This is a genomic window from Rhodoplanes sp. Z2-YC6860 (assembly GCF_001579845.1).
Taxonomy (GTDB): domain Bacteria; phylum Pseudomonadota; class Alphaproteobacteria; order Rhizobiales; family Xanthobacteraceae; genus Z2-YC6860.
Genome location: NZ_CP007440.1, coordinates 1189104 through 1212717, shown reverse-complemented (window position 1 = coordinate 1212717; position 23614 = coordinate 1189104). Strand labels below are relative to the sequence as shown.

Here is a 23614-nt window from a genome sequence, read left to right as displayed (position 1 = left end):
CCCACGTGTCCCGGGCGCGACGCAGCATGGAGCGCGCTTGCGCGGAATGATGCGACGCAGACCCGGGACCCCGGTTTCTTTCTTTTTCACCGCAGTCCAACCGGGGTCCCGGGTCTGCAGCGCATCACTTCGTGCTGCGCTGCGCCCGGGACACGAGTTGCGGGAGTTTGCCCATGACCAACAGCACAACCCGCAACGAAGCCAATCCGATCACCGTCGAGGTCGTGCGCAACGCCATCGTCGCCTACGCCGACGAGATGGCGAACGCGCTGTCCAAAGCCGCCTACAACATGATGATCTACGAGGTCCGCGATTACTGCTGCGGGCTGATCGACACGAAAGCGCGGATGATCTCGCAGAACCGCGGCGGCCTGCCGATCTTCCTTGCCGACCTGGGCGTCGCCGTCGCCGACGGCATCGCGCGCTATGGCCTCGACGGCTTTGCGCCCGGCGATGTCATCGTCATGAACCAGGGCGAGATCTGCGGCCAGCACCTCAACAACGTCGTGGTCTACTCGCCCTGCTTCCACAACGGCCAGCTTGTGGGCTTCGCGGCCAACCGCGCGCATTGGGTCGACATCGGCGGCGTGCGCCAGGGCTTTGGGTCCTACGGCTCGAGCGACATCTATGCCGAAGGCATCCAGATGCGCTCGCTGAAGATCTACGAAGCCGGCAAGCGCAACGAGACGCTGTGGCAGATCATCCGCGACAACACGCGCTATCCAGATTCTGCGCTCGGCGACCTGCGCGCGCAGATCGCCTCGTGCCAGCTCGGCGCGCGGCGCTACGGCGAACTGATCGCGCGCTACGGCCGCGAGACCGTCGAGGCCTGCATCTCAAAAGTCTGGGACCAGGCCGAGGCCTCGGCTCGCGCCGTGGTCGAGAAAATTCCGGATGGCGACTACGAGGCCGAGAGCTTCCTCGACAATGACGGCCGCAGCCTCGACAAGCCGGTGCGCGTCAAAGTCAAGGTCCGCATCCGCGGCTCGCAGATGACGGTCGATTTTTCCGAGATGAACCCGCAGACGCCGGGCCCGCTCAACTCCGGGCGCGGCGGCGGCATCGCCGGTGCCCGCGTCGCCTTCAAGGCGCTCACGTCGCCCGATCTCGACGTCAACGAAGGCTGCTTCCGCCCGCTCGAAGTGGTGCTGCCCGAGGGCACCATGCTGTCGGCCAAGCCGCCGGCGGCGCTCGGGCTCTGGAGCATCGCGCTGCCGACCGTGATCGACACCATCCTCAAGGCGCTCGCACCGGCCGTGCCGCATCTCGTGCCGGCCGCGCACAAGGGCGACATGGGCGGCTGCTCGTTCTTCGGCTTCCGCGACGACGGCTCTCGCTTCATCCTGATGAACATCTTCGGCGGCGGCTGGGGCGGCCGCCCGAACGAGGACGGCGAGGACGCCGCTGTCTCGGTGTGTCAGGGCGACGTGCGCAACACGCCGGTCGAACTGCAGGAGATCAAATATCCGGTGCTGGTCGAGACCCACGCGCTGCGGCCCAACTCCGGCGGCGACGGCCAATATCGCGGCGGGCTCGGCATCGAGCTCACTTATAAGCTGCTGCAGAAGTGCAAGGCCAACATCAATCTCGACCGCACCCGCGATCCGCCCTGGGGCCTGCATGGCGGCGAGCCCGGCGCCGTGAACGCGTGCATCATCCGCCGTGCCGACGGCACTGAGGCCGACGTGAAGAAAGCCACCGAAGTGGAGATCGCGGCGGGCGACAGCGTCGTCTTCCTCACGGCGGGCGGCGGCGGCTATGGCGATCCGCGTCAGCGCACGGCCGACGCCAAGGACCACGACATCGCGGCGGGCGTCGTCACCAAGCGGAGCGGATCATGATCGCGGGAGAGCGGCTCGTCCGTCTGATCGACGCGATGAAGGACGAAGGCCTCGACGCGCTCCTGGTCTACGGCAATAACTGGCAGGGCGATTACCTGCGCTATGCCACCGACTTCGGCATCATCGAAGGCCAGGGCCTCGCGATTGTCCGCGGCGACGGCCACATCACGCTCTATGTCGACAGCCCGCTGGAGGCCGACCGCGCCGCGCTCGACTGCCCCGGTGTCGAGGTGGTGCTGGCGCAAGACCTCACCGGCGAGGTCGATGCGGCGCTCAACCGCATGAGCAACCAGAAGATCGGCGCGGCGCCGCAGCGTCTCCTGCCGCGACGGATCGCATCACGTGCAAAAGACCTCAACCTCACCGACCAGACCGCCTTCGTCGATCATCTCCTCATGGCGAAGCTCTCCGGCGAAATCGACGCCATCCGCAAGGCCGCGCGTCTCGCTGACGAGGGCTACAAGGTGTTCATGCAGGCGGTGCGGCCGGGACGGGCCGACTACGAGCTGATCGCCGAGGCCGAAGCGTTCTTCCGCGCCAACGGCGTCGACGACAATTTCCAGATCATCGGTGTCGGCGGCGTCGAGGTGAAGGGCATGGCGCCGCCGAGCGGCAAGCGATTGAAGCGCGGCGACATGGTGACGACCGAGCTGACGCCCTGCGTCGACGGCTACTACGCGCAGATCTGCCGCACGCTCGTCGTCGGCGAGGCCAATGCCGAGCAGAAGGCCGCGCATGCGCTGTGGCGCGAATCCATGGAGGCCGGCATCGCGATCGTGCGCGACGGCGTGACGGCCGCGGACATCGCCAAGGCCGAGAACGACGTGTTCCGCAAATACGGCATGGGCAAGTACTGCACCAGCGAGTTCACCCGCGTGCGCGGCCACGGCATGGGGCTCTTTGCCGACTCCAAGCCGCACATCCTGGAGGACGTCACCACCAGGATCGAGACCGGCATGGCGCTGATCGTGCATCCCAACACCTATCATCCGGTGGTCGGCTACATGGTGCTGGGCGACGGCGTCGCCGTGGAGGACGACGGCTGCGAGGTGCTGACGCGGACGCCGCGCGAACTGTTCAGCGTCGCGGTGTGAGGGCCAAGAAATGCGTCGCGGATTGATGGGACGAAACGAAGCGGAGTTGCCGGTCGCGGCGATCGAGGCGCGGCTGGCGAAGCTTCGCACCGAGATGGACGCGGCGGGCCTCGACGCGTTCGTGGTCTACACCAACAATGTGCGGCCGAGCGCGGTTACATGGCTGACCGGCTTCACGCCTTACTGGTCCGACGCGCTGCTGCTCGTGCAGCAGACCGGCGCACCCGCTTTTGCCACCGCGTTGTCCAAGCGCGTGTCGGAATGGATCCGCACCACCGATCCGGTGAGCGAGATCGTCAACACGCCGAAGCCCGGCGCGCTGATCGGCGAGCGGTTGAAGACCGATCCGCTGATCCGCCGCGTCGGCGTGCTGGAGTACGACACTCTCCCCGCCGGCCTCGCCGACGATCTGACGTCCGCTGCCCCCGCGGTCGAATGGATCGACGGCACCGCCCTGTTCGCGGGCTTGCGCCGCGAGATCGACAGCACCGAGCGCGGGCTGCTGGCTCGCGCCGATGCCATTGCGGTTGCCGCACTGTGTGAAGCCGAAAGCGGCAAGGCCCATGACGCCGGCACGCTCGCGGGCCTGATCGAGCAAAGTGCGCGGCTCGCCGGTGCCGAGGAGGCCTATATCGCGGTGGCACCCGATCTCGACGCCGACCGCCGGCTTAATCGCACGTCAAAACCCACGCCCCTCGCCGACCGTTTCGCAGTGCGCGCGTCGATTGCCTACAAGGGCTGCTGGGTCCGCCGCACACGGACATTTGCGAAAGACGGCAGCGCCGCGCAGGCCGATGCATGGTTCAAGAACACCATCCAATCGATCGAACCGGGCAAGCCAATTGCGGCTCAGCTTGCAGAAAAGCTCAAAGGCTTGCCTGGCGCGACGCTGGACTCGTGGATGGCCGAAAGTTGCACCGGCAGCTATCCGTTGTCGGTCATCGCATCGTCGCGGACGTCCGCAAACATGACTCCGTTGAGCGGACAATTTCTGGTTTTCTCTGTCGAGCTAACGATCGACCAAGCGCCGTGGATTGGCGGAGCGCCGCTGATCGTCGGTCAAAACACCCTATAGTTCTATTCGGGTTTGATATTTGCCGCCTTGACGATGGGCCACCATTTTTCAATTTCTGCCTTGTGGAATGCCCCAAGCGCGGCGGGCGTTTGTTGAGCAGCCGGAGGGATTTCCTGCCCGATGTCGGCGAGCCGCTGGCGCACCGTCGCGTCGGCAAGGCTTTCAACCACCGCCTTGTTCAACTTTTCGATGATCTCTTGCGGCGTGTTTTTCGGCGCCCACAATCCATGCCAGATCGGGAGATAAAAGCCGGGAAGGCCTGCTTCATCGACCGTTGGAATGTCGGGCGCCGCTGCCGCTCGCGTGCTCGCCATGATGGCGTAGGGCCGGATCGTACCTCCGCGAATTTGCTGGATGGAGTTCGAAAGCTGGTCGAACATCAGATCGATCTGCCCGGCCACGAGATCCTGCATGGCCGGTCCCGCACCTCTGTACGGCACAAATTGAAGGCGCGCGCCGGTCATATTCTGAAACAAGAGACCGGCCACATGCGTGCCGGCGCCGACACCTGCCGTTCCAGCAACGACTTTGCCTGAATTGGCTTTCGTCCAGGCGATGAACTCCTGAAACGTTTTCGCCGGCACCGCATTCTTGGACACCACCACCGACGGATTGCTGGCGATCAGAGCAACAGGCTCCAGGTCCTTCAGAAGGTCGAACTGGAGCGGATACATGGCGCCCGTGACCACATGCGAATTCCACGGGCCGAGACTCAAGGTGTACCCGTCAGGATTCGAGCGCACGACGCGGGCGATACTCAGCGTCCCAGCGGCTCCCGGAGAATTCTCAACTATGACAGGCTGGCCGAGCGAAGCTCGCATGCGCTCCGCCAGAACACGGGTGAGCGTGTCAGTAGGCCCTCCGGCCGCAAACGGCAGCACCACGACAACCGGTCTTGAAGGATAAGTCTGCGCATGACCGAAGCCAGTTCCAGACAACAGCAGGAGAGCAATCGCCAAAATGCGTCGCATATGCGGCCCCCGTTTCAAAGTGCAATAGGCGAATACTAACGTTTTGCGCGTGCGCTTTGATAGAGGCCTTGGGCTCGGGTAACGCGAGCGCAAGGCTCGGTCGAGACGTGCCGGCCAAATGAAAGGCTTCGCGGCGTACCTCACGAATTCGCCCGCCGCGAAGCAACAGAATTTCAATAGGGAAGAAGGTGGCCGCCGCCAGTCCATCGTCACCGAAGGACCCACTCTCACCACGAAGGATGAGCAGCTCGCAAGCCGACGGCCGAATCGAAAGTACCGAAGTCGGCAGAGCTTGAAAACACCTCGCCTCGCGCAAAGAGCTACTTTTCACACTGGCGTCGCGGGCCGCCCCTCGAAGGCTGGTAGGTGCAACTGGCGCTGTCGAACGAGTGATAAGCTCGCGCACAGGCATTCTGATTGCAGGAGTTTGCGGCGCCATTGGAAGCGCTGGCAGCACCCTGCCCCAAACCGGCCGCACTCTCGGAACTGCCCGCGCCCGTCGTCTGCCGCGCCTGCGCTGGAGGCTGTGTTGACGACTGAGCCGAGGATTGATCGAGCGGGATGACACGCGGCTGCGGCCGGTCGGGCGCGGACGTCCACTCTTCGGCCGGAGGCGGCGCAAGCGATATCGGAGGAGCGGCAGCGACCGGAGCGGGCGCAGCGGCCGGCTGCGGATCATCGGGCGCCGGAACGGGCCGCGAGACGAACACCGCCGCGGCCACGGCGCCGCAGCCAAATGCCGCGAGAATCGTCAGGGAGGTCCGGAACATGGTCATTCGCTCACCGCCGCCGCCCCCGATTTTGCAAACCTCGCGAGAGGCGACTGGTTCCTGCGGCCGATCAACACCGCGACCGTATCCGTGTCTGCGCCTGATGATGACCCGTTGCGGTGATGTCGAAAGAGAGCGCGCCGAATTTTCAGTTTGCGTTTTCGCAAATCACGTGTAGACGCGATTCTGCCTTGCTCGTTGAGGGCGTCGACTAGGGACGTCTATTTGGCGGAGCGGGGTGTGGCGCCTGCAGGCGTGGCTCGTGACCACGTCCCAGGGTGTGAGGTCATCGTCCGTCCCCGATGAGGGGGCCGCCTTCAGTGGCGGGGCGCGGTCGGGTGAAAGCGGGCGCAAATGCCCCCTGGAGCATGGTGGGTGAAAACCCAGCCGGTCCGATCGAATCTCGAACGGTGGCCTCGCAACAAATCGCCACAGTGGAGCGCCGGGAGGCGAGCGGACCTGATCGCAAAGGTCCGCGGCACCTCTCGCAAAGGTGCCCCCAAGGTGCGCCGTCTCGGCGCTCCGCGCCCTCACGCATGTGAGGGACCAGGAAGAATAGAGGCGCTGGCCCCGCGCCTGATCTGAAGGGGCCGATGAATCACGCCTATATGGATATTTGGATGACGCGTTTAGGAGCGCAGGCTGTTTGACAATTGAATCCGTAATAAGCGCCGCCAACCCCAAGGCGGTGTCATTGCCGGGCTTGACCCGGCAATCCATGAGCGGCCGCAGCAAAGGCAGTCGTAAGAGTGTGCGTCGTTGCGTCACCGTATGGACCCCCGCGTCGAGCGCGGGGGTGACGACCACCTTTGTTGATCGAACTACCATACGCCGCACGCGTCGGAGAGCGACGACCACCGTTACTGATAGAGGTGCAAACCGTTTGCGCGTTTGTGCGCGCCCACGACAGCCAAATGGATTTCGTGGAAGCTCAAAAGCTCACGCTCTAAACGTGCTGGCCTTCGCTCAGCGGAATGTCGCGCAGCGTCGCCGGCGCGAACAGGTCCTCGATCTTCATGCGCCGGTCGGTGAGCCCGTGCTCGTGCGTGTACTGCAGCAACGCTTCGAGCGTCGGGCGATTCTTCTCGACGCCGTAGGGATACCAGTCGTCGCCGATGATGCTCTTCTCTTCCTCGATCAGCGGCTGCAGCCACGCGAACGACGCCTTGGGCGAGCCCGCGTCCATCACGCTGCGGTAGCACGCCTCCTTGGAGCGGCAGAGCGCCTGATAGAGATTCATCGCCACCCATGGATCGTGCTCGTACACGTCGCGGCGGATCACCACGGTGTGCATGATCGGGTAGATCTTGGTGCGCTTGTAGTAGTCCTTCTCCAGCTCGGCGTAGTTCGGGAACAGCCGGCGCACGTTCTTCGAGCCGCGGCGGAACGACAGCGGATTGTTCGCCGTCATCATGAAGTCGATCTCGCCGCGCTCCAGCATGTCGCCGAGCTCGGCACCCTCCGGCGCCTGCGTCAGCTTGATGTCGGCGGGGAGCTTGCGGCCGAGCCGGTCATGACGGCCCTGCACCCATTCGACGTCGGAGGGCTTCACGCCGAACTCGTGCTGCATCAGGCCGCGCATGAACACCGCGGCGGTCATCGAATATTCCGGCACGCCGCCGCGCTTGCCCTTGAGATCGCTGCCCTTCTCGATGCCCGACTTGGTGTTGACGAAGAAGTAGCCGTGGCGAAACACGCGCGACGGAAACACCGGGATGGCGATGAACTGCGGGTTCGGCCCGCTCATCACCGTCGTGGTGTTCGACAGCGACATCTCGCAGGCGTGGAATTCGTTGTACTGCAGCATGCGCCAGAAGATCTCGGCGGGCTGCATCGTGAGATACGTGAGATCGATGCCATCGGGCTTGATCGTTCCGTCGCGCAGCGACTGGGTGCGATCGTAAGGTCCGCAGGCGAAGTTCAAACGCAGATCGGCCATGACTGACTCTTCTTGGTGCGAGCGGTGAAAACAGCGGCGCGACCGTGTCGGCGGGGCCTCGCTGTGTCAAGGTGCAGGCTTGCAATGCGGCCCATATCTGGACACGCTGCTGATGTTCGGCCGGACCTGGGGGAGCCCTTAAGTCGGCCATCACCGGGGGAGCCCTTGAGAATGCTGTCTGCCGTTCGTTCCGTTGCTGTCGTCGCCGCTCTCGTGATCGCCGTTGCGAACGGCGGCTTGCCTGCAAGCAAGGCCCTGGCCGAGACCTACCCCGATCGCGTGGTGAAGATCATCAACCCGTTTCCGCCTGGCGGATCGGTCGACGTCACGGCACGCCTTCTGGCGCAAAAGCTCAGCGAAAGCGGCCACCAGTACATCGTCGAAACGCGCAGCGGCGCCGGCGGCAATGTGGGCGCCGATTCGGTCGCGAAGTCCGATCCGGACGGCTACACGCTGCTCTTCACCGCGCCTGGTCCGCTCGCCGTCAATAAGACGCTGTACCGGACGCCCCTGCCGTTCGATCCGGAGACCGACTTCGCACCGATCGCGATCTTCGCGAAAACGCCGATCGTGCTGATGGTCAATCCGCAGTTGCCGGTCAAAGACGTCAAGGAACTGCTGGACTACGCGAGGGCCAATCCGGGCAAGATCAACTTCGGTTCGGCCGGGATGGGCTCGACGCCGCACCTCTCCGGCGAGCTGATGAAGACCATGGCCAAGGTCGAGCTTACGCACGTGCCGTATCGCGGAACGGCGCCGTCCATGAGCGACCTCGTCGCGGGCCATATCCAGATGATGTTCGACCTGCTGCCGACAAGCCTGCAGCAGATCCGCGGCGGCAATGTGAGAGCGTTGGCCAATGCCGGCGCAACGCGCGCCAAGACGCTGAAGGACCTGCCGACCGTCGCCGAGCAGGGCCTGCCAGGCTTCGACGCCTCGTCCTGGGTTGCGCTCGTCGCGCCGGCGAAGACTCCGGCGCCGGTGCTGGCCACATTGCGCTCCGAGGTCGCCAAGGCGATGGCCTCGCCCGACATCGTCAAACGGCTCGACGAGCTCGGTTCAGAGCCTGGCACCGCGGACGAAAGCACGGTGCGCGCGTTCCTCGCCTCGGAAACCAAGAAATGGGCCGACGTCGTGAAGGCGTCGGGCGCCAAAGTAGACTGACGGCCTTGGCGCGCCGGACCCCACTACTCGTGCGCGACGGCGGTGACGTCGATCTCGACCATCATCTCGGGGAACGCCAGCGAGCTGATGCCGAGCAGGGTCTGCGCCGGCACGCGCTCGCCGGCGAACGCCTCCTGCGAGCATTTCGCCCAGTCGAGCCGCGAGCGCATGTCGGTGACGTAGACCGTCATCTTCACGGCGTCCTTCAGGCTCGAACCGTTGGCCGCGAGCGCCCGCTTGATCTTGTCGTAGGCGTAGGCGCATTGCGCGAGGAAGTCGCCCTTGTGGCGGATCGCGCCGCGCGGGCCGTTCTCGTCCTCGGCGCCGACGCCGGCGAGGAAGATGAACTTGCCCTTGCCCATGTTGGTGATGGTGACGGCTTCGGAAAAGATGCCCGGCGTCCAGGCCGCGTAGTTGTAGGACTTCTTCTCCATCGCCTCCTGCGCCTGCGACGGCGCGGCGTGAAGCATCATCAGTGCGGCGAAAGACAAGCCTGCGATCGTCTTGAACATCGGTAACCCCCTTGAGTTGAGAAGGAGCTCAGCATGGGGCATCGCCGGATCGAACTGAATGAGCCTGACGCATGTCAGACGCGCAACAGAGGCCTTTCCGAAAAAGAAAGAGCCCTCGCACGCGTTGCGTACGAGGGCCCCAAATCAGCCGAAGGTGGGCTCTCAGACCGCCTTCAGGTGCGCGTCGCGGCGCTTGAAGAGCTCCTCGTCGGCATAGCCCATGGTTTCCGGCTTGCCGCGGCCGAGCATCACTTGCATGTAGACCGGCTCGAGGCCGTCGTTCTGATAGCCGTGGATCACGCCGGCCGGGCACGAAATGCAATCCCACGGACCGAGCCGCGTGGTGAGGCGCTTGCCGGTCTCGTCCTCGATGAACACATCGACGTAGCCTTGCAGCACGAAGAAGCATTCCTCGACTTCATGGGTGTGCGCGGCGTTACCCTGGCCGACCGGCACATACATGATCGACAGCGTGAAATTGCCGGGCGGGATCGCGCTCGAATCGCCGTGCTTGCCTGAGCCGCCGGCGCCGATGAAGCGGTGCTGTGCGCGCTTGAAGCCTTCGATCTTGGCGTCCTCGAACGCCGCCCAGTCGCCCTTCTTCTCACGGAAGCGGCCGACGTACTTCTTCATGATCTCTTCGAGCGGAACGCCTTCCAGTTCCTTCGAACGCGAATGACGGGCGACGCTCATGGGATGCTCCTGTCCAATAGGGAATGTTGCGGGGACTCTAGGCCCGCGCTTGGCGCGCCGTCAATGAAAGGCGGCTGCGCCTCGCGCACGGCACTTATTCGGCGGCTTTGCGCTGGCCGGCCTGCACCAAATCCCAGATATAGGTCGGCGACAGCGGCAGTTGCCGCGGCTGCACGCCGAACGATTGCAAGGCGTTGGCCACGGCGTTGGCCATGCAGCCGCCGGCCGCGATGATGCCTCCTTCGCCCGCGCCCTTGGCGCCGAGCGGATTGATCGGCGACGGATGATCGTCTGTCACAAAACAGCGGAGGTTGGGAAAATCGGTTGCGGTCGGCAGGAGATAATCGGCGAGCGAGCCGGTGAGAAGCTGGCCGTTCTCGTCATATTTCAGGTCCTCCAGCACCGCGCCGCCAAGTCCCTGCACCAGCGAGCCGATCACCTGGCCCTTCAGAGTCAGCGGGTTCACGGCGCGGCCGACGTCCTGCACGACGACATAGTCGACGATCTCGATGCGGCCGATCCGCGCATCGACGGTGATATGCGCGATGTGCGCGCCGTAGCTGTAGGTGTGCTTGTGGTTCTTGAATTCGCCTTCGGCCGTGAGGCCGGCGAAGGCCTTCAGCGGCAGCGAGCGGCCGTCGCCGCCGACCACTTTGTCGACGTCGAAGGTGACATTAGATTCGGCGCAGCCGAGCTTCTTGCCGGCGGCCTGGCGCAGCACCGCCATGAAATTGTTGGTGGCATCGAGCACCGCCGAGCCACCCATGACGGTCGAGCGCGAGTGATAAGCGCCGTAGCCGTCGCTCACATAGGCCGTCGAGCCGTGATAGACGTGGCGGATGCGCTCGATCGGCACTTCGAGCGCGTCGGCGGCGATCTGCGCGAACACGGTCTCGACGCCCTGCCCGACCGACGTGGTGCCGAGAAAGACCGAGAACGTGTCGTCGTCGTTGGCCTCGATCCGAGCGGTCTCTTTCGGGCCGGCCGCGCCGCCTTCGACAAAGCAGACAACGCCCAAGCCGTGATACTTGCCGTCGATCAGCTTGCCTTGCAGCTTCGAAATCTCGGACCAGTTCGCCTCTTTGAGCGCACGCTCCAGCGTCGTGGGATAGTCGCCGCTGTCGTAGGCATCGACCGCATTGGTTGGCTGCACGGTCGCGACCGGATAGGGCTGCTCCTTCGCGGTGATCAAGTTCTTGCGGCGGAATTCGACGCGATCGATGCCGAGTTCTTCGGCCATCATGTCGATCATGCGCTCGAGGAAGAAGTTCGCCTCGAAGCGCCCCGGCCCACGATAGGTGCCGACCGGCGTCTTGTTGGTCATCCAGAGGCACGAATCGATCTTCACATGCGGAATGCGATAAGGGCCCGGCAGGAACTGGCAGACATTGCGCGCACCGACTGCGCCGTTGGTGCGCATGTAGGCGCCCATATCGGTGTGCACCTCGCCGCGGATGGCGATCAACGTGCCGTCGCGCTCGCAGGCGACTTCGAGGATCGCCTCTTCTTCGCGGGCGTGATTCATCGCCATCAGGTTTTCGCGGCGATCCTCGATCCACTTCACCGGCCGTTTGACGTGACGAGCCGCGAACGGGATCAGGAAATCCTCCGGATAGAACTCGCCGCGCGCGCCGTAGCCGCCGCCGACGTCGTTCTCGATCATCTCGATCTGCTCGACCGGCAGATTGATCTGTGCCGCAAGGATGCGCCGGTTGAAGAACGGCACTTTTGCTGCGCCATAGACCGTGAGCTTGCCGTTGGCATCGTCCCACGTCGCGAGCACGCCGCGCGGCTCCATGGTGAGACCGTAGTGGCGGCCGGTGCGCAGCCGCTCGCGCCGCACGTACGGCGCCTTGGCAAAGGCCGCGTCGGCGTCGCCCTTGCGCGATTCGAACACCAGCGAACGGTTGGTTCCAGGCTTCTCGAACAGAACGCTCTTATTTTCCGCCGCCACGGTCCAATCCGCGACCGCGGGCAGTTCGTCGATCGTCACATCGATGGCGTCGAGCGCATCTTCGCCGATCGCGACGCTCTCGGCGAGCACCATTGCGATCGGCTCGCCGACGTAGCGCACCTTGTCGTGGGCGATCACTGGCTGCTCGAACGGCTTGAACTCCGGCAGCGGCTGCAGCCGCATCGGCACGATCGGCGGCGCGGGCGGCATATCGCGCCCGGTGATCACCGCGTACACGCCGGGGCGCTTCAGTGCAGCCGAGGCGTCGATTGAGACCAGCCGCCCATGCGCGATGGAGCTGCGCAGGATCACCGCATAGAGCAGGCCCGGCATGGCGACGTCGTCGACATATTCGCCGCGGCCGCGGAGAAACCGCAGATCCTCGCGGCGCTCCATCGGTGTGCCGATGAACGTGTTCTTCATGGCGCTATTTCTTGTAGGCTTGCCGCGCGTCGAGCACAGCCTCGACGATGCCGATGTAGCCGGTGCAGCGGCAGATGTTGCCCGACAGCACCTCGCGCACGCGGTCGGCGTCGCAATCGGGCTCCTCGGTCAGCAGTGCATGCGCCGTGGTGATGAAGCCCGGCGTGCAGAAGCCGCACTGCAGCGCATGATGCTTGCGGAACGACTTCTGCAGCGGCGTGAGGTCGGCGTCGTTCGACAGGCCTTCGACCGTCGTGACCTGCGAGCCTTCCGCTTGCACCGCAAGCGTGAGGCACGAGCGCACCGCCTCGCCGTTGACCAGCACCGTGCAAGCGCCGCAGACGCCATGCTCGCAACCGATGTGAGTTCCGGTGAGCCGCAACTCGTGACGCAGGCAATCGGCGAGCGTCATGCGCGGCTCGACATCGACCGTCACCTGCTTGCCGTTGACTTCGAACGTCGTGGCCATCGTGCTCACCTCGCCATGGCGGCGAGCAGCGCACGCTCGACCAGTGTTCCGGTCAGCGACCGCCGGTAGGCGGCGCTGGCGTGAATGTCATCTTGCGGCTCGACTTCGGCGGACGCCGCCTCGCCGGCCTTCACGGCGAGGGCTTCGTTGACCGCGTTGCCGTTCACCACGGCCTCGGCCTTGCCGAGCCGCCGCGCGTGATCGCCGACACCGATCACACCGATATGGGCGTTTGCGGCCTTGCCGCCTTCGATGTCGTAGTACAGCGCGATGCCGGACATCGCGAAGTCGCCGCGGCGGCGCGCGAACTCCTGGAAGTCGTAACGCCGCGTCGCCGGCCACGCCGGCAGATGAATTTCGGTGATGATCTCGTCCGACTCGAGCGCCGTGGTCAGCGCACCCTGAAAGAAATCCTTGGCCTTGATCTGACGCGCGCCGGCCTTGCCCATCACCGAGATCACGGCGTCGCAGGTCTGGCAGATGCCGGGCATCTCGGCCGCAGGATCGGCATGCGCGATGCTGCCGCCGACGGTGCCGCGATTGCGGATCTGATAGTGCGCCACGTGCGAGATCGCGGCCTTGAGCAGCGGGTGTGCGGTTTCCAGCCGCTTGTCGTCGAGGATGTCGCGCCAGCGCACCAGCGCGCCGAGGCGAACGCCGTCGGCGCCGATCCTGATGCCGCGCAGGTCGGAGAGCTTGCGGAGGTCGACCAGCAGCGTGGGTTGCGCCACGCGGAACGCCATCATCGGCATCAGGCTTTGGCCGCCGGCCAGAGCCTTGGCCTCCCCTTGATGGGAGGCAAGCAGCGCCACGGCCTCGTTCACGGTGGTCGGGCAAGCGTACTCGAAGGGCGGAAGTTTCATGGCTGGGCTTCGAGCTTTGGCATTGTGTTGACGGCACTTTCCTTAGAAGGATCACAGTCTACTATCACCCCGCCCAATCGGGTCAACGCAAAGGGACATGCGTTTGCGGTATGGTGCCGCGCGTCCCCTACCGCCTGTCTGGAGAAGAAGAAATGGCCGTCGAATTGAGTATGTCCGTCTGCAACTACGACCGCACTGCGGCATTGTTCGATGGCCGTGCGCCGATCGAAGGCTGTGACGTGACCGCAGTGGCGCTGGAGCCGGAGGAGTCGTTTCACCGCGCCTTCAAATTCCAGGAATTCGACGTCACCGAAATGTCGATGAGCAGCTACCTCGTGACGCTGTCACGCGGCGATAACCATTACGTCGCGATCCCGGCCTTCGTGTCGCGGTTGTTCCGGCATTCCAGCATTTACGTCCGCACCGACCGCATCAAAACTCCGGCCGATCTCAAGGGCAAAACGATGGGCCTGCCCGAGTACCAGATGACCGCAAACGTCTGGGTGCGTGGCATCCTGCAAGAGGAATACGGCGTGAAGCCCAGCGACATCAAATGGCGCCGCGGCGGGCTTGAAGAACCGGGCCGCGAGGAGCGCGCCAAGATCACGTTGCCGCCGGACATCGACATCAAGGCCGTTCCGGCTGACCGAACGATCTCCGACATGCTGGCCAAGGGAGAGATCGACGGCCTGCTCAGCGCGCGCGCGCCGTCTTGTTTCCTGCAGGGCGCGCCGAATGTCGGCCGGCTGTTCCCGGACTATCCGGCCGTCGAGGAGGCCTACTTCTCGAAGACCAAGTTGTTTCCAATCATGCATGCGATCGGCATCCGCAAATCCATCGTCGAGAAGCACCCGTGGGTCGCGGTGAACATCTTCAAGGCGTACCTCAAGGCCAAGGCGTTGTGCATGCACGAGCTCGGCCAGATCGGCCATCTGCATGCGACCTTGCCGTGGCCGATCGCTGCCTACGATCATGCCCGCAAGGTGATGGGCGAGGATTATTGGCCTTATGGCGCTCATGAAAACCAGCTGCCGCTCGAAACACTGGCGCGCTACTCGTTCGAGCAGGGCCTTTCAGTGCGACAGGTGGCGTTCGAGGAGATGTTCGCCAAGCCGACCTACGAGCTGTCGAAAATCTAAATCAGTTCTCAGCTAACATGCGTCACGGGCCACGACGGCGGTGTCATTGCCGGGCCGGCGCGTAAGCGCCGCGACCCGGCAATCCATGAGCGCGTGCAGGTCGAGCAGCCTTACGTAAGACTTCTGTTGTTGAACCTTGGTCATGGACCCGCGGGTCAAGCCCGCGGGTGACAGCTTGCTAGTTGCATGGGCGTCCCCTCAGTTCAGGCGGGAAGCGTTCTAAAGCGCCCGGAACATCACCAGCGCATCGACCAAGCCAAGCCGCGGGTGCTCGAACGCCCGCGGCAGGCGGCCGACGATGTCGAAGCCGAGGCTCTCCCACAGCCGCACGGCGCGCTCGTTAGTCGAGACCACGAAGTTGAACTGCATCGCCTTGAAGCCGCGCCCGCGCGCGTGATCGAGCGAATGCTCGCACATCTGCCGCGCCACGCCTTTTCCCGTGGAGCCGGCGGCGGTCATGTAGCCGCAATTGCAGACATGACGGCCGCCGCCCTGCTGATTGGCGCGCAGATAGTGGGTGCCGATGATCTGTCCGTTCTCTTCGGCGACGAATGTCTCGCGATCCGGTCCGGTCCAATAGGCCATCGCATCGGCCTCGCTCATGTCGCGCGGCAGCGTGTAGGTCTCGCCGGCGCGGATCACCGGCTCGATGATCCGCCAGATCGCGGGATGGTCTTTCGGCGTCGCCGGGCGAATCTGCATGATCAGCGGCTCACCAGCGTGATGCCGGCCGCGACCAGCACGGCCGCGAGCCCCTTCGATACGCATTCTCGCGTGGACAGGTTTTCGCGGCTGACGGCGGGAAACAGGGTCGTCAGCAGCACGCCGATCAGGAACACGAACAATGTCGTGGTCGAGCCGATCGCCTGGACGATCGGCAGCGGTGCAAAGATCAGCGCATAACGGCTGGAAAGCCCGCCGCCGAGGTTGATCAGCTCGTTCGACGCATTGATCGCAAGCAGCGCGCCGCCGTTGCTGCGCAGCAGCTGCTTGAATTGTGCGCGGTAGAACGGAATGCAGAGAAACAACACGCCGTAGACCGCCTCGCCTGCAAACATCCAGAATGTCGTCGCCCAGAACTCGTCCTTGACGGCGAAAGCTTTGAAGATCAGCGTCGAGAGCGACATGATGAAACCGCAGGTGAGCATCAGCGCCGCGAGCTTCCATCGGAAGTGACGCCGCGCTTTCCCTCCGGCAATCGAGACCGACAGCACACCACCAAGAATCAGCGCGACGCCGAATATCTGTTTGAGCGACAGCGTCTCGCCGAGCACCAGGTAGGCCAGCGCGTAGCCGAACAGCGGCGAGGCCTGAAAGAACGGCGCGACCACCGCGGCATCATTGCCTTGCAGAGCGCGCAGATAGAACGTCATGCCGAGCATGTAGAGAAAGCCCGACAGGGTCATCAGCAGCGTGCTTTGAAGGCTGCGCTGGAACACCGCCGGATCGAACGCCGCAATGATCGGCATCAGCGCGAGTCCCATCAGCGCGGTGAACAGCATCAGCACCGCGACGTCGGCGTCTTTGAAATAACGCTCGACCAGGTACTTGTCCAAATGCGTCGAGATCGCCCAGAGGATCGGACCGCATAGCGCGAAGGCAAGCCAGCTCATGCGGCAGTCTCGGTCCCGCCGTCAGAGCGCGTCGAAATCGACAGGCAGGCCCAGACGGCTCTGCCCATAAAACGCCGCCGAGCGATGCCAGGTCAGCGACAGATGCGAAGCGCCCGCGGTCGCGTCGCGGAAGATTTCCTGCAGCGGATTGTTCAGGTAGAGCGCGGTGCCGCCGGCCGCCTCGAGGATCAGCTTGACGGCCGAGAGGGCGAGCTGCGCCGAATAGGACGAGTTGCGGCGCGCCCAGGCCACGTGTTCCGGCGTGAGCTCGGTTCGCTCTTCGAGAAGTCGCAGGTTGCGCTCGATGGTTTGTTCGCCGACAAGCGCCGCGGTCTCGGCCTGGGCCGCAGCTTCGGCGACCATGAGCTGCTGCGACTCGAAATCGGCAACGCGCAAGCCGCGCGAGCGGCGTTCGCGGGTGTGGTCGACGAGTTCGGCCACCGCGCGCTCGGCAAGGCCGACCACCACGGAGCTCAGCGAAAACACCGCGAGCATGTTGCGCGGCGCGCGAAACATCGGATTGTTGGGATGAACCGCCGCGCCCGGCGCGGTGCCGCGCTTGAGGTCGTGCATCCTGACGACATGTGTCTCGGGCACGAAGACGTCCTTCACGGCGATCGATTTGCTGCCAGTGCCAGCGAGCCCGATCACGTGCCAGTCGTCGATCACCTCGACATCGCTCATCGGCAGGAGGCACATCACCGGGTCAGGCTTGCCGCCGGCCTTGCTCATCGCACCGAGCAAGATCCATTGCGCATGATCGCAGCCGCTGGCAAAGCCCCAACGGCCATTCAGCCGATAACCGCCGCTGACCGGCTCAACGGTGCCGTTCGGCGCGACGCTCGCCGACGCCACGGCGAACGGATTCTTGTCCCAGACGCTTTGCTGGGCCTCTTTCGAGAAGTTGCCGATCACCCAGCTATGCTCGCCATGAACACAGGCAACCCAAGCCGACGAGCCGCAGCCGTGGGCCAGCGCGCGCACCATCTTGGAGAACACCCGATAATCCGAGCCGTAGCCGCCGAACATCGCGGGCTGCAGGCAGCGCAACAATTCGAGCCGCTTGTAGTCCGCGACGGTCTCGTCGGGCAGCTTGCGCAAGCCTTGAGTCTGCGCAGAGCGCTGGCGCAAGGCCGGCACGAGCGAGCGCGCCCGCTCGATCAGGGTTTCGGCGTTGCGAGTGTCAGTGGGACGGGCGGCGACGTTCATGCCGCCAGCATGCCATGGCGGCACCCCGACGTCACCGTTTGGTGCGGGCCTCCTGCACCAGTTCCCAGACCCGCGGCGGCGACAGCGGCAGCACACACGGCTCGACGCCCAGCGCATTGGCCACCGCATTGGCGATCACGCCGCCGACCGGAATGATGCCGCCCTCACCCGCGCCCTTGGCGCCGAGCGGATTGTGCGGTGCGACCTTTTCCTCCATAGCGTGGGCGCGGATCACCGGGAAATCGCTGGCCGTCGGCAAAAGATAGTCGGCGAAAGACCCCGCCAGGAATTGGGCGTCGGCGTCATAGACCAGATTTTCCAAGAGCGCGCCGCCGAGTCCCTGCACGATCGCGCCGACAGTCTGGCCGTGCAGCGTCAACGGATTGATGATGCGGCCGACGTCCTCGACCGCCATGTAGTCGATCAGCGCGACATGGCCGGTGCCGGGATCGACGGCCACGTGGGCCGCGTGAGCGCCATAGCTGTAGGTGCGCTTGCTGCTGGCGTAGGTGCCTTCGGAGGTGATGCCGTCCTCGGCGAGCGTCGCGAGCGGCACGGAAGCACGGTTCGGCCCCACTGCATTGTGGCCATCGATCGTCACCTCGCCCGGCTCGCAGCCAAGGCGCTTGGCCGCCGCGGCACGGATCGCGTCCTTGAGAAAGCCTGACGCCTGCACGATGGCCGAGCCGCCCATCACGATGGAACGTGAAGAATAAGAGCCATAACCTCGCTTCACATAGATCGTGGAGCCGTGCTGCACGCGATTGATCCGCTCCATCGGCATATCGAGCGCGTCGGCAGCGATCTGTGCGAACACAGTCTCGACACCCTGCCCGACCGACGACGAACCGACATAGAGCGAGATTGAGCCGTCGCGCTCCAGCACCATGCGCACGTTCTCGCGCGGACCGGAGCCGCCGCCCTCGAGATAACAGCCGACCGCGATGCCATGGCGGCGACCATCGATGAGCTTGCCTTGCAGCTTCGACTTTTCGTCCCAGCCGAAGTCCTTGATGCAGCGGTCGAGCGTCATGCGGTAGTCGCCCGAGTCGGTCTCGCTGCCCATGTCGAGCGGTTTCACCACCGGCATGGGCCATGGCATCTCGTGCTCGCCGACAAGGTTGCGCCGGCGGAATTCGACACGGTCGATGCCCAGGTCATTCGCCGCCATGTCGAACAGCCGTTCGCGGTAGAAATCCGCCTCGAAGCGGCCGGGGCCACGGTAAGTGCCCGAAGGCGTCTTGTTGGTGAGGAGGAGATCAATGTCGAAGTGCACGTTCGGCACACGATAGGGACCGGTCAGGACCTGCGCGGTGTTGCGCGGCGCGGTGACGCCATTCGTGCGGATGTAAGCGCCGAGATCGACGGCGCCGAGGCCTCGCAGTCCACGGATGGTGCCGTCGCGTTCGCAGGCGATTTCGAGCTCACATTCGCCGTCGCGGGCATGATTGCTTGCGATGAAATGCTCGCGGCGGTCCTCCACCCATTTCACCACGCGCTTGAGTCTGTACGCCGCAAACGGGATCAGGAAGTCTTCGGGATAGAACTCGCCGCGCACACCGAAGCCGCCACCAACATCGGGCTCGATCATGGTGATCGCGTCCTCGGGCATCCCCATTTGCCTGGCGAGGATGGTGCGGTTGTGGAACGGCACCTTGGTCACGCCCGAGACCGTCAGATGGCCCTTGGCGTCGTCCCATTCGGCGAGGAGCCCACGGGTTTCCATGGTCATCGCGGTGAAGCGCTGCACCTCGAAGCGTTCGCGCCGGGTATAGGGTGCGTCGCGAAACGCGGCTTCGGCATCGCCTTTGGTGGCCGACAGCGTGATGACGTGATTGCGGCCACTCTCCTCGAACAGGAGGCTTTTACCCTCACGCGCCACGGCGCGGCCCGAGACCGGCTGGAGGGATTCGATGTCGACCTCGATCAGCTCGAGCGCGTCCTCGGCGATGCGCGCGTTGTCGGCGACCACCACGGCGATCGGCTCGCCGACGTAGCGGACTTTGTCTTTGGCAATGACCGGCTGCTGGAACGGCTTGAACTCAGGCAGCAGCTCCTGCCGCATGGTGATGACCGGAACGTCGCCAATGTCATTGGCCGTGATGACGGCATGGACGCCGCGCAGCCGCAACGCAGCCGATGCATCGATTGATCTGATACGGCCGTGCGCCACCGAGCTTCGCAAGATCACCGCGTGCAGCGCGCCTTCGCTCGGCACGTCGTCGACATACTGACCGCGCCCGCGCAGGAATCGCAGGTCCTCAAGCCGTTCGACGGGGCTGCCGATGGGACGGTTCGAGGTGCGCGCGTGGTCCATTTTGTTTTGGTTCCGGCAAAGCTGATATCGACGTGATCGCCCGCGCGACAGTAGCGGCGTGCACGGCCGGGACAAGTGCGTTCAGCGCCGGCGTTCCGCTTCAGGAAACGCCGCGGCCGGATTCCATCGCTTTTCGGATTGGCGGAACGCCCGGCGCCGCCGCTCTACTGGATCTTGACCCCGGATGCCTTGACGACCTCGCCCCACTTCACGCGCTCGGCGCGGGTGAAGGCGGCGAACGCCTCCGGGCTTTCGGACAGCGCCGAGTCGGCGCCGGCATTCTTGAGCTGCTCCTGAACATCAGGCAGCGCCCAGATGCGGCGCGCTTCGGCGGCAACCTTGTCGACAATCGGCTTCGGGGTGCCGGCCGGTGCGAACAGACCCTGCCAGGCGGTGGCCTCGAAACCCTTAACCGTCTCGGCGATGGCCGGTACGTCCGGCGCCGAGGCGTTCCGCTGCGGCGTCGTCACGCCGAGCGCGCGCACCGTTCCCTGCTTTGCGTGCGGCCACACCGTGGTCATGCTGTCGATTGCGAGATCGACGCTGCCGCTCAGCATGCTGTTGACCACGTCGCCGGTCGATTTGTACGGGATATGAACCATGCTCGTGCCGATCGCCTGCTCGAACATCACCACCGAGAGATGCCCCGAAGTGCCCACGCCGGACGAAGCGTAGTTCACCTTGCCTTCGTTCTTTTTCAGGTAGTCGATCAGCTCCTGCACGTTCTTGACCGGCAGCTTGGGATTGACGATCAGCAGATTGGGGAAGCTCACAAGCTGCGTGACCGGCTGAAGGTCCTTGTCGACATCGAACGGAAGCTTCGGATAGAGCGCCGCGTTGACCGCGATCGAGCTGACCGTGCCAAGCAGCAGCGTATAGCCATCCGGCGCGGCCTTCACGACGTAGCCGGTGCCAATGCTGCCGCCTGCGCCGGGGCGATTGTCGACGACGACGCTCTGGCCGAGCTTCGCTTGCATGTGCGTGGCGAGGATTCGCGCTAGCAGATCGGCAGAGCCACCGGCACCGAACGGCACCACGATGGAAATCGGCTTGGCCGGCCAGTCCTGCGCGTGAACTTGCGGAGCGGACAGCAAAGCAAATACGCCGGCAACAAGCGACGCAATCAGGCCACGCATATCAAGAGCTCTCCAATCGATCCGCGGTATCACCGGCGGCGGCACCGTGACACGTCCGGATTGCTGGTACAACATGCCGCAACGTCGCGAGGAGACGCGTGAGATGCATATCGAACTGCCCGAGGAGCTGCGCCTTCTCAAAGAAACCGTGCGCAACTTTGTCGATCGCGAGCTGATCCCGATCGAGATGACGTCGATGGCCGGCGCCGACATGCGGCCGGAGATCCGCGCGCCGCTCGAAGAGAAGGCCAAGAAGCTCGGGCTGTGGCATCTCGACGTGCCGCAGGAGCATGGTGGCCAGGGCCTCGATCTCCTCGGCATGGTCGTGGTCTGGGAGGAGATCGCTCGCACCATCGCAATGCCGCCGCGCGGGCCAAGCGTGTTCGGCCCCGATATCCGGCACGTGCTGTTCACGCTGAATGACGCGCAGAAGGAGAAGTATCTGTTCCCGGTGCTGCGCGGTGAGAAGAAGACCGCCTTCGCGCAGTCGGAGCCCGATGCTGGCTCCGACCCCGGTGCGATGCGCACCACCGCGGTGCGCAAGGGCGACCACTACGTCATCAACGGTTACAAGCGCTGGATCACCGGCGCGGCCAGCGCGGATTTTTTCCAACTCGTCGCCGCGACCGATCGCAGCAAAGGCAGCCGCGGCGGGCTGTCGATGTTTCTGGTCGACGCCGACGCGCCCGGTTTCCAGATCGTCCGCAAGACGCCGACCATGATGGGAGACGAGCCCTGCGAGCTCGCGCTCGACGACGTGAAGGTGCCGGTCGAGAACATGATCGGCGCCGAAGGCGACGGCATGAAGTCGGCGCAGAAGTGGATCACGGCCGGCAGGCTTTATCAGGCCTGCCGCGGGCTCGGCGTGGCGCAGCGTGCGCTCGAGCTGATGATCAGCTACGCGCAGCAGCGCGTGACGTTCGGCGCGCCGCTCGCCGAGCGGCAGGCCGTGCAGTTCATGATCGCCGACAGCTACACCGAGCATCATATGACACAGCTGATGGTCTATCAGCTCGCGGCGCGCACCGACGCAGGCGTCGCGGCGCGGCACGAAAGCTACATGGCGAAGATCGCCGGCACCGAGCTGGGCTTCCGCGTCGCCGACCGCTGCATGCAGATCCACGGCGGTATGGGGCTTGCGACCGAGATGCCGATCTCCAAGATGTGGCGCGATGCACGCAGCTTCATGATCACCGAGGGCCCGGTCGAGGTGATGCGCATGGTGCTGGCGCGGGAGATTTTCCGGGGCCGGGGCTGATACAGCCCGGAATGACAGCGGTGCACGAGGCCGCTAGAGTGCCCCCGGCAAAATGCCGGGAGCGGAATGGATGGCCTTGGAGTTCGGAATTTTCGACCACGTCGACCGGCACGACCTGCCGCTGCAGGACTTCTACGAAGACCGGCTGAAACTGATCGAGGCCTACGACCGCGCCGGCATCTACGGCTATCACTGCGCCGAGCATCATTCGACGCCGCTCGGCATGGCCCCCTCGCCCAGCGTCTATCTCGCGGCCATCGCCCAACGCACCAAGCGGCTCAACTTCGGCCCGCTGGTCTATACGCTTGCGCTCTACCATCCGCTGCGGCTTGCGGAAGAAATCTGCATGCTCGACCAGATGAGCCGAGGCCGCTTCCTGCTCGGCATCGGCAAGGGCATCTCGCCCATTGAAGTGGGCTACTACGGCATCGACTACAAGAACGCCGACAAGATGTTCGGCGAATCTTTCGCGATCATCAAGCAGGCGCTCACGCAGAAGACCGTCGATTTCGGGGGCGAGTTCTTCCGCTTCAAGAATGTGCCGATGGAGCTCGAGCCCTACCGCAAGCCGCATCCGCCGCTGTGGTATGGCGTGGTCAATCCGGACAGCGCCGAGCGCGCTGCCAAGGCCGGCATGAACATCATCAGCAATTCCACGGCCGGGCTGGTGAAGGCCAAGGTCGCGCGCTACAGCGCGGCGTATCAGGCCAAGCCCGGCACCGAAGCGCCGAAGTTCGGCATGAACCGCTATATGGTTCTGGCTGAGACCGAGGACAAAGCGCTGGAGATCGGCCGCCGCGCTTACAAGCGCTGGTGGTCGAGCTTCATGGCGCTGTGGCACAAGCACGGCATTCCGCCGACCAATGTGAACTACCCGCCGGAGATCGACGGCCAGATCGCCGATGGCCGCGCCATCGTCGGCACACCGGCCAAGGCGCTGGAATTGCTGCGCGCGCAATTGGCCGAGTCCGGCGCGAATTATCTGGTCTGCCGCTTCGCGTTCGGCGATCTATCGCTTGCCGAATCGCTCCGCTCGCTCGAACTGTTCCAGCGCCACGTGATGCCGGGCCTGCGCGAAAGCGTCGCGGTCGCCGCGGAATAAGCATGCGATAGAAGTGTTATCCGGACACGTCCGCAACGAACGACGGACGGCCGAAACCCGAGGAGGATTGTG

Annotated in this window: 19 protein-coding genes; 7 read left to right on the top strand and 12 right to left on the bottom strand. The window is 64.5% G+C overall.

All coding sequences use genetic code 11. The annotated features are described in order from the left end of the window. Positions 1 to 173 precede the first annotated feature (173 nt). From RHPLAN_RS05580 to RHPLAN_RS05570, 3 genes are read left to right on the top strand one after another with little or no spacing between them, the layout of a single operon-like run. Positions 174 to 1841, top strand: a complete 1668-nt coding sequence (locus RHPLAN_RS05580) for a hydantoinase B/oxoprolinase family protein (protein WP_068014602.1) — start codon at positions 174 to 176, stop codon at positions 1839 to 1841. Further along, positions 1838 to 2935, top strand: coding sequence for a M24 family metallopeptidase (locus RHPLAN_RS05575; protein ID WP_068014599.1), 1098 nt, complete (start codon positions 1838 to 1840; stop codon positions 2933 to 2935). Before RHPLAN_RS05580 ends, RHPLAN_RS05575 begins: the two co-directional genes overlap by 4 nt. 10 nt (positions 2936 to 2945) lie before the next feature. Further along, positions 2946 to 4010, top strand: a complete 1065-nt coding sequence (locus tag RHPLAN_RS05570) for an aminopeptidase P family N-terminal domain-containing protein (protein ID WP_084244375.1) — start codon at positions 2946 to 2948, stop codon at positions 4008 to 4010. A gap of 2 nt (positions 4011 to 4012) precedes the next feature. Here the strand turns inward: RHPLAN_RS05570 and RHPLAN_RS05565 are convergent, their stop codons facing one another. Both RHPLAN_RS05565 and RHPLAN_RS05555 read right to left on the bottom strand, forming a co-directional pair. Further along, entirely contained in the window at positions 4013 to 4981 is a 969-nt protein-coding gene (locus tag RHPLAN_RS05565) for a tripartite tricarboxylate transporter substrate-binding protein (RefSeq protein ID WP_068014594.1), read from the bottom strand. Between the two features lie 1716 nt (positions 4982 to 6697). After that, a complete protein-coding gene (locus tag RHPLAN_RS05555) occupies positions 6698 to 7690 on the bottom strand; it encodes a substrate-binding domain-containing protein (RefSeq protein ID WP_068014590.1) in 993 nt (330 codons plus the stop codon). 171 nt (positions 7691 to 7861) lie between these two features. On the opposite strand from RHPLAN_RS05555, the gene RHPLAN_RS05550 reads away from it, so the two are divergent. Continuing rightward, a complete protein-coding gene (locus tag RHPLAN_RS05550; RefSeq protein WP_084244373.1) occupies positions 7862 to 8854 on the top strand; it encodes a Bug family tripartite tricarboxylate transporter substrate binding protein in 993 nt (330 codons plus the stop codon). 23 nt (positions 8855 to 8877) lie between these two features. On the opposite strand, the gene RHPLAN_RS05545 is transcribed toward RHPLAN_RS05550, so the two are convergent. From RHPLAN_RS05545 to RHPLAN_RS05525, 5 genes are all read right to left on the bottom strand, one after another. After that, positions 8878 to 9366 carry a RidA family protein gene (locus tag RHPLAN_RS05545; protein WP_068014588.1) on the bottom strand — a complete coding sequence of 163 codons (489 nt, stop codon included), beginning with the start codon at positions 9364 to 9366 and terminating at the stop codon, positions 8878 to 8880. Between the two features lie 162 nt (positions 9367 to 9528). Then, complete coding sequence (locus RHPLAN_RS05540) at positions 9529 to 10059, bottom strand: cupin domain-containing protein (RefSeq protein WP_068014586.1); 531 nt, start codon at positions 10057 to 10059, stop codon at positions 9529 to 9531. A gap of 94 nt (positions 10060 to 10153) precedes the next feature. Continuing rightward, complete coding sequence (locus RHPLAN_RS05535; RefSeq protein ID WP_068014584.1) at positions 10154 to 12436, bottom strand: xanthine dehydrogenase family protein molybdopterin-binding subunit; 2283 nt, start codon at positions 12434 to 12436, stop codon at positions 10154 to 10156. A 4-nt stretch (positions 12437 to 12440) separates the two neighbouring features. Then, on the bottom strand, positions 12441 to 12905 hold the full coding sequence (locus tag RHPLAN_RS05530; protein WP_068014583.1) for a (2Fe-2S)-binding protein: 465 nt from the start codon (positions 12903 to 12905) through the stop codon (positions 12441 to 12443). Positions 12906 to 12910: 5 nt separating this feature from the next. Then, entirely contained in the window at positions 12911 to 13768 is an 858-nt protein-coding gene (locus RHPLAN_RS05525; protein WP_068014581.1) for an FAD binding domain-containing protein, read from the bottom strand. Between the two features lie 152 nt (positions 13769 to 13920). Between RHPLAN_RS05525 and RHPLAN_RS05520 the strand changes: the two genes are divergently transcribed. After that, positions 13921 to 14907 carry a substrate-binding domain-containing protein gene (locus RHPLAN_RS05520; RefSeq protein WP_068030644.1) on the top strand — a complete coding sequence of 329 codons (987 nt, stop codon included), beginning with the start codon at positions 13921 to 13923 and terminating at the stop codon, positions 14905 to 14907. A 219-nt stretch (positions 14908 to 15126) separates the two neighbouring features. On the opposite strand, the gene RHPLAN_RS05515 is transcribed toward RHPLAN_RS05520, so the two are convergent. The 5 genes from RHPLAN_RS05515 to RHPLAN_RS05495 form a co-directional block, all read right to left on the bottom strand. Next, positions 15127 to 15609: a GNAT family N-acetyltransferase gene (locus RHPLAN_RS05515; RefSeq protein ID WP_068014579.1), complete on the bottom strand. Its 483-nt coding sequence runs from the start codon at positions 15607 to 15609 to the stop codon at positions 15127 to 15129. 2 nt (positions 15610 to 15611) lie between these two features. Then, complete coding sequence (locus RHPLAN_RS05510) at positions 15612 to 16520, bottom strand: EamA family transporter (protein ID WP_068014577.1); 909 nt, start codon at positions 16518 to 16520, stop codon at positions 15612 to 15614. Positions 16521 to 16541: 21 nt separating this feature from the next. Then, on the bottom strand, positions 16542 to 17729 hold the full coding sequence (locus RHPLAN_RS05505) for an acyl-CoA dehydrogenase family protein (RefSeq protein ID WP_068014575.1): 1188 nt from the start codon (positions 17727 to 17729) through the stop codon (positions 16542 to 16544). 31 nt (positions 17730 to 17760) lie between these two features. After that, positions 17761 to 20046: a xanthine dehydrogenase family protein molybdopterin-binding subunit gene (locus RHPLAN_RS05500; protein WP_068014573.1), complete on the bottom strand. Its 2286-nt coding sequence runs from the start codon at positions 20044 to 20046 to the stop codon at positions 17761 to 17763. 164 nt (positions 20047 to 20210) lie between these two features. Continuing rightward, on the bottom strand, positions 20211 to 21182 hold the full coding sequence (locus RHPLAN_RS05495) for a Bug family tripartite tricarboxylate transporter substrate binding protein (protein ID WP_068014571.1): 972 nt from the start codon (positions 21180 to 21182) through the stop codon (positions 20211 to 20213). A gap of 46 nt (positions 21183 to 21228) precedes the next feature. Between RHPLAN_RS05495 and RHPLAN_RS05490 the strand changes: the two genes are divergently transcribed. Beyond that, entirely contained in the window at positions 21229 to 22440 is a 1212-nt protein-coding gene (locus RHPLAN_RS05490) for an acyl-CoA dehydrogenase family protein (RefSeq protein WP_198164729.1), read from the top strand. Positions 22441 to 22510: 70 nt separating this feature from the next. Next, positions 22511 to 23542 carry an LLM class flavin-dependent oxidoreductase gene (locus RHPLAN_RS05485; RefSeq protein ID WP_068014569.1) on the top strand — a complete coding sequence of 344 codons (1032 nt, stop codon included), beginning with the start codon at positions 22511 to 22513 and terminating at the stop codon, positions 23540 to 23542. The last annotated feature ends 72 nt before the right edge of the window (positions 23543 to 23614 follow it).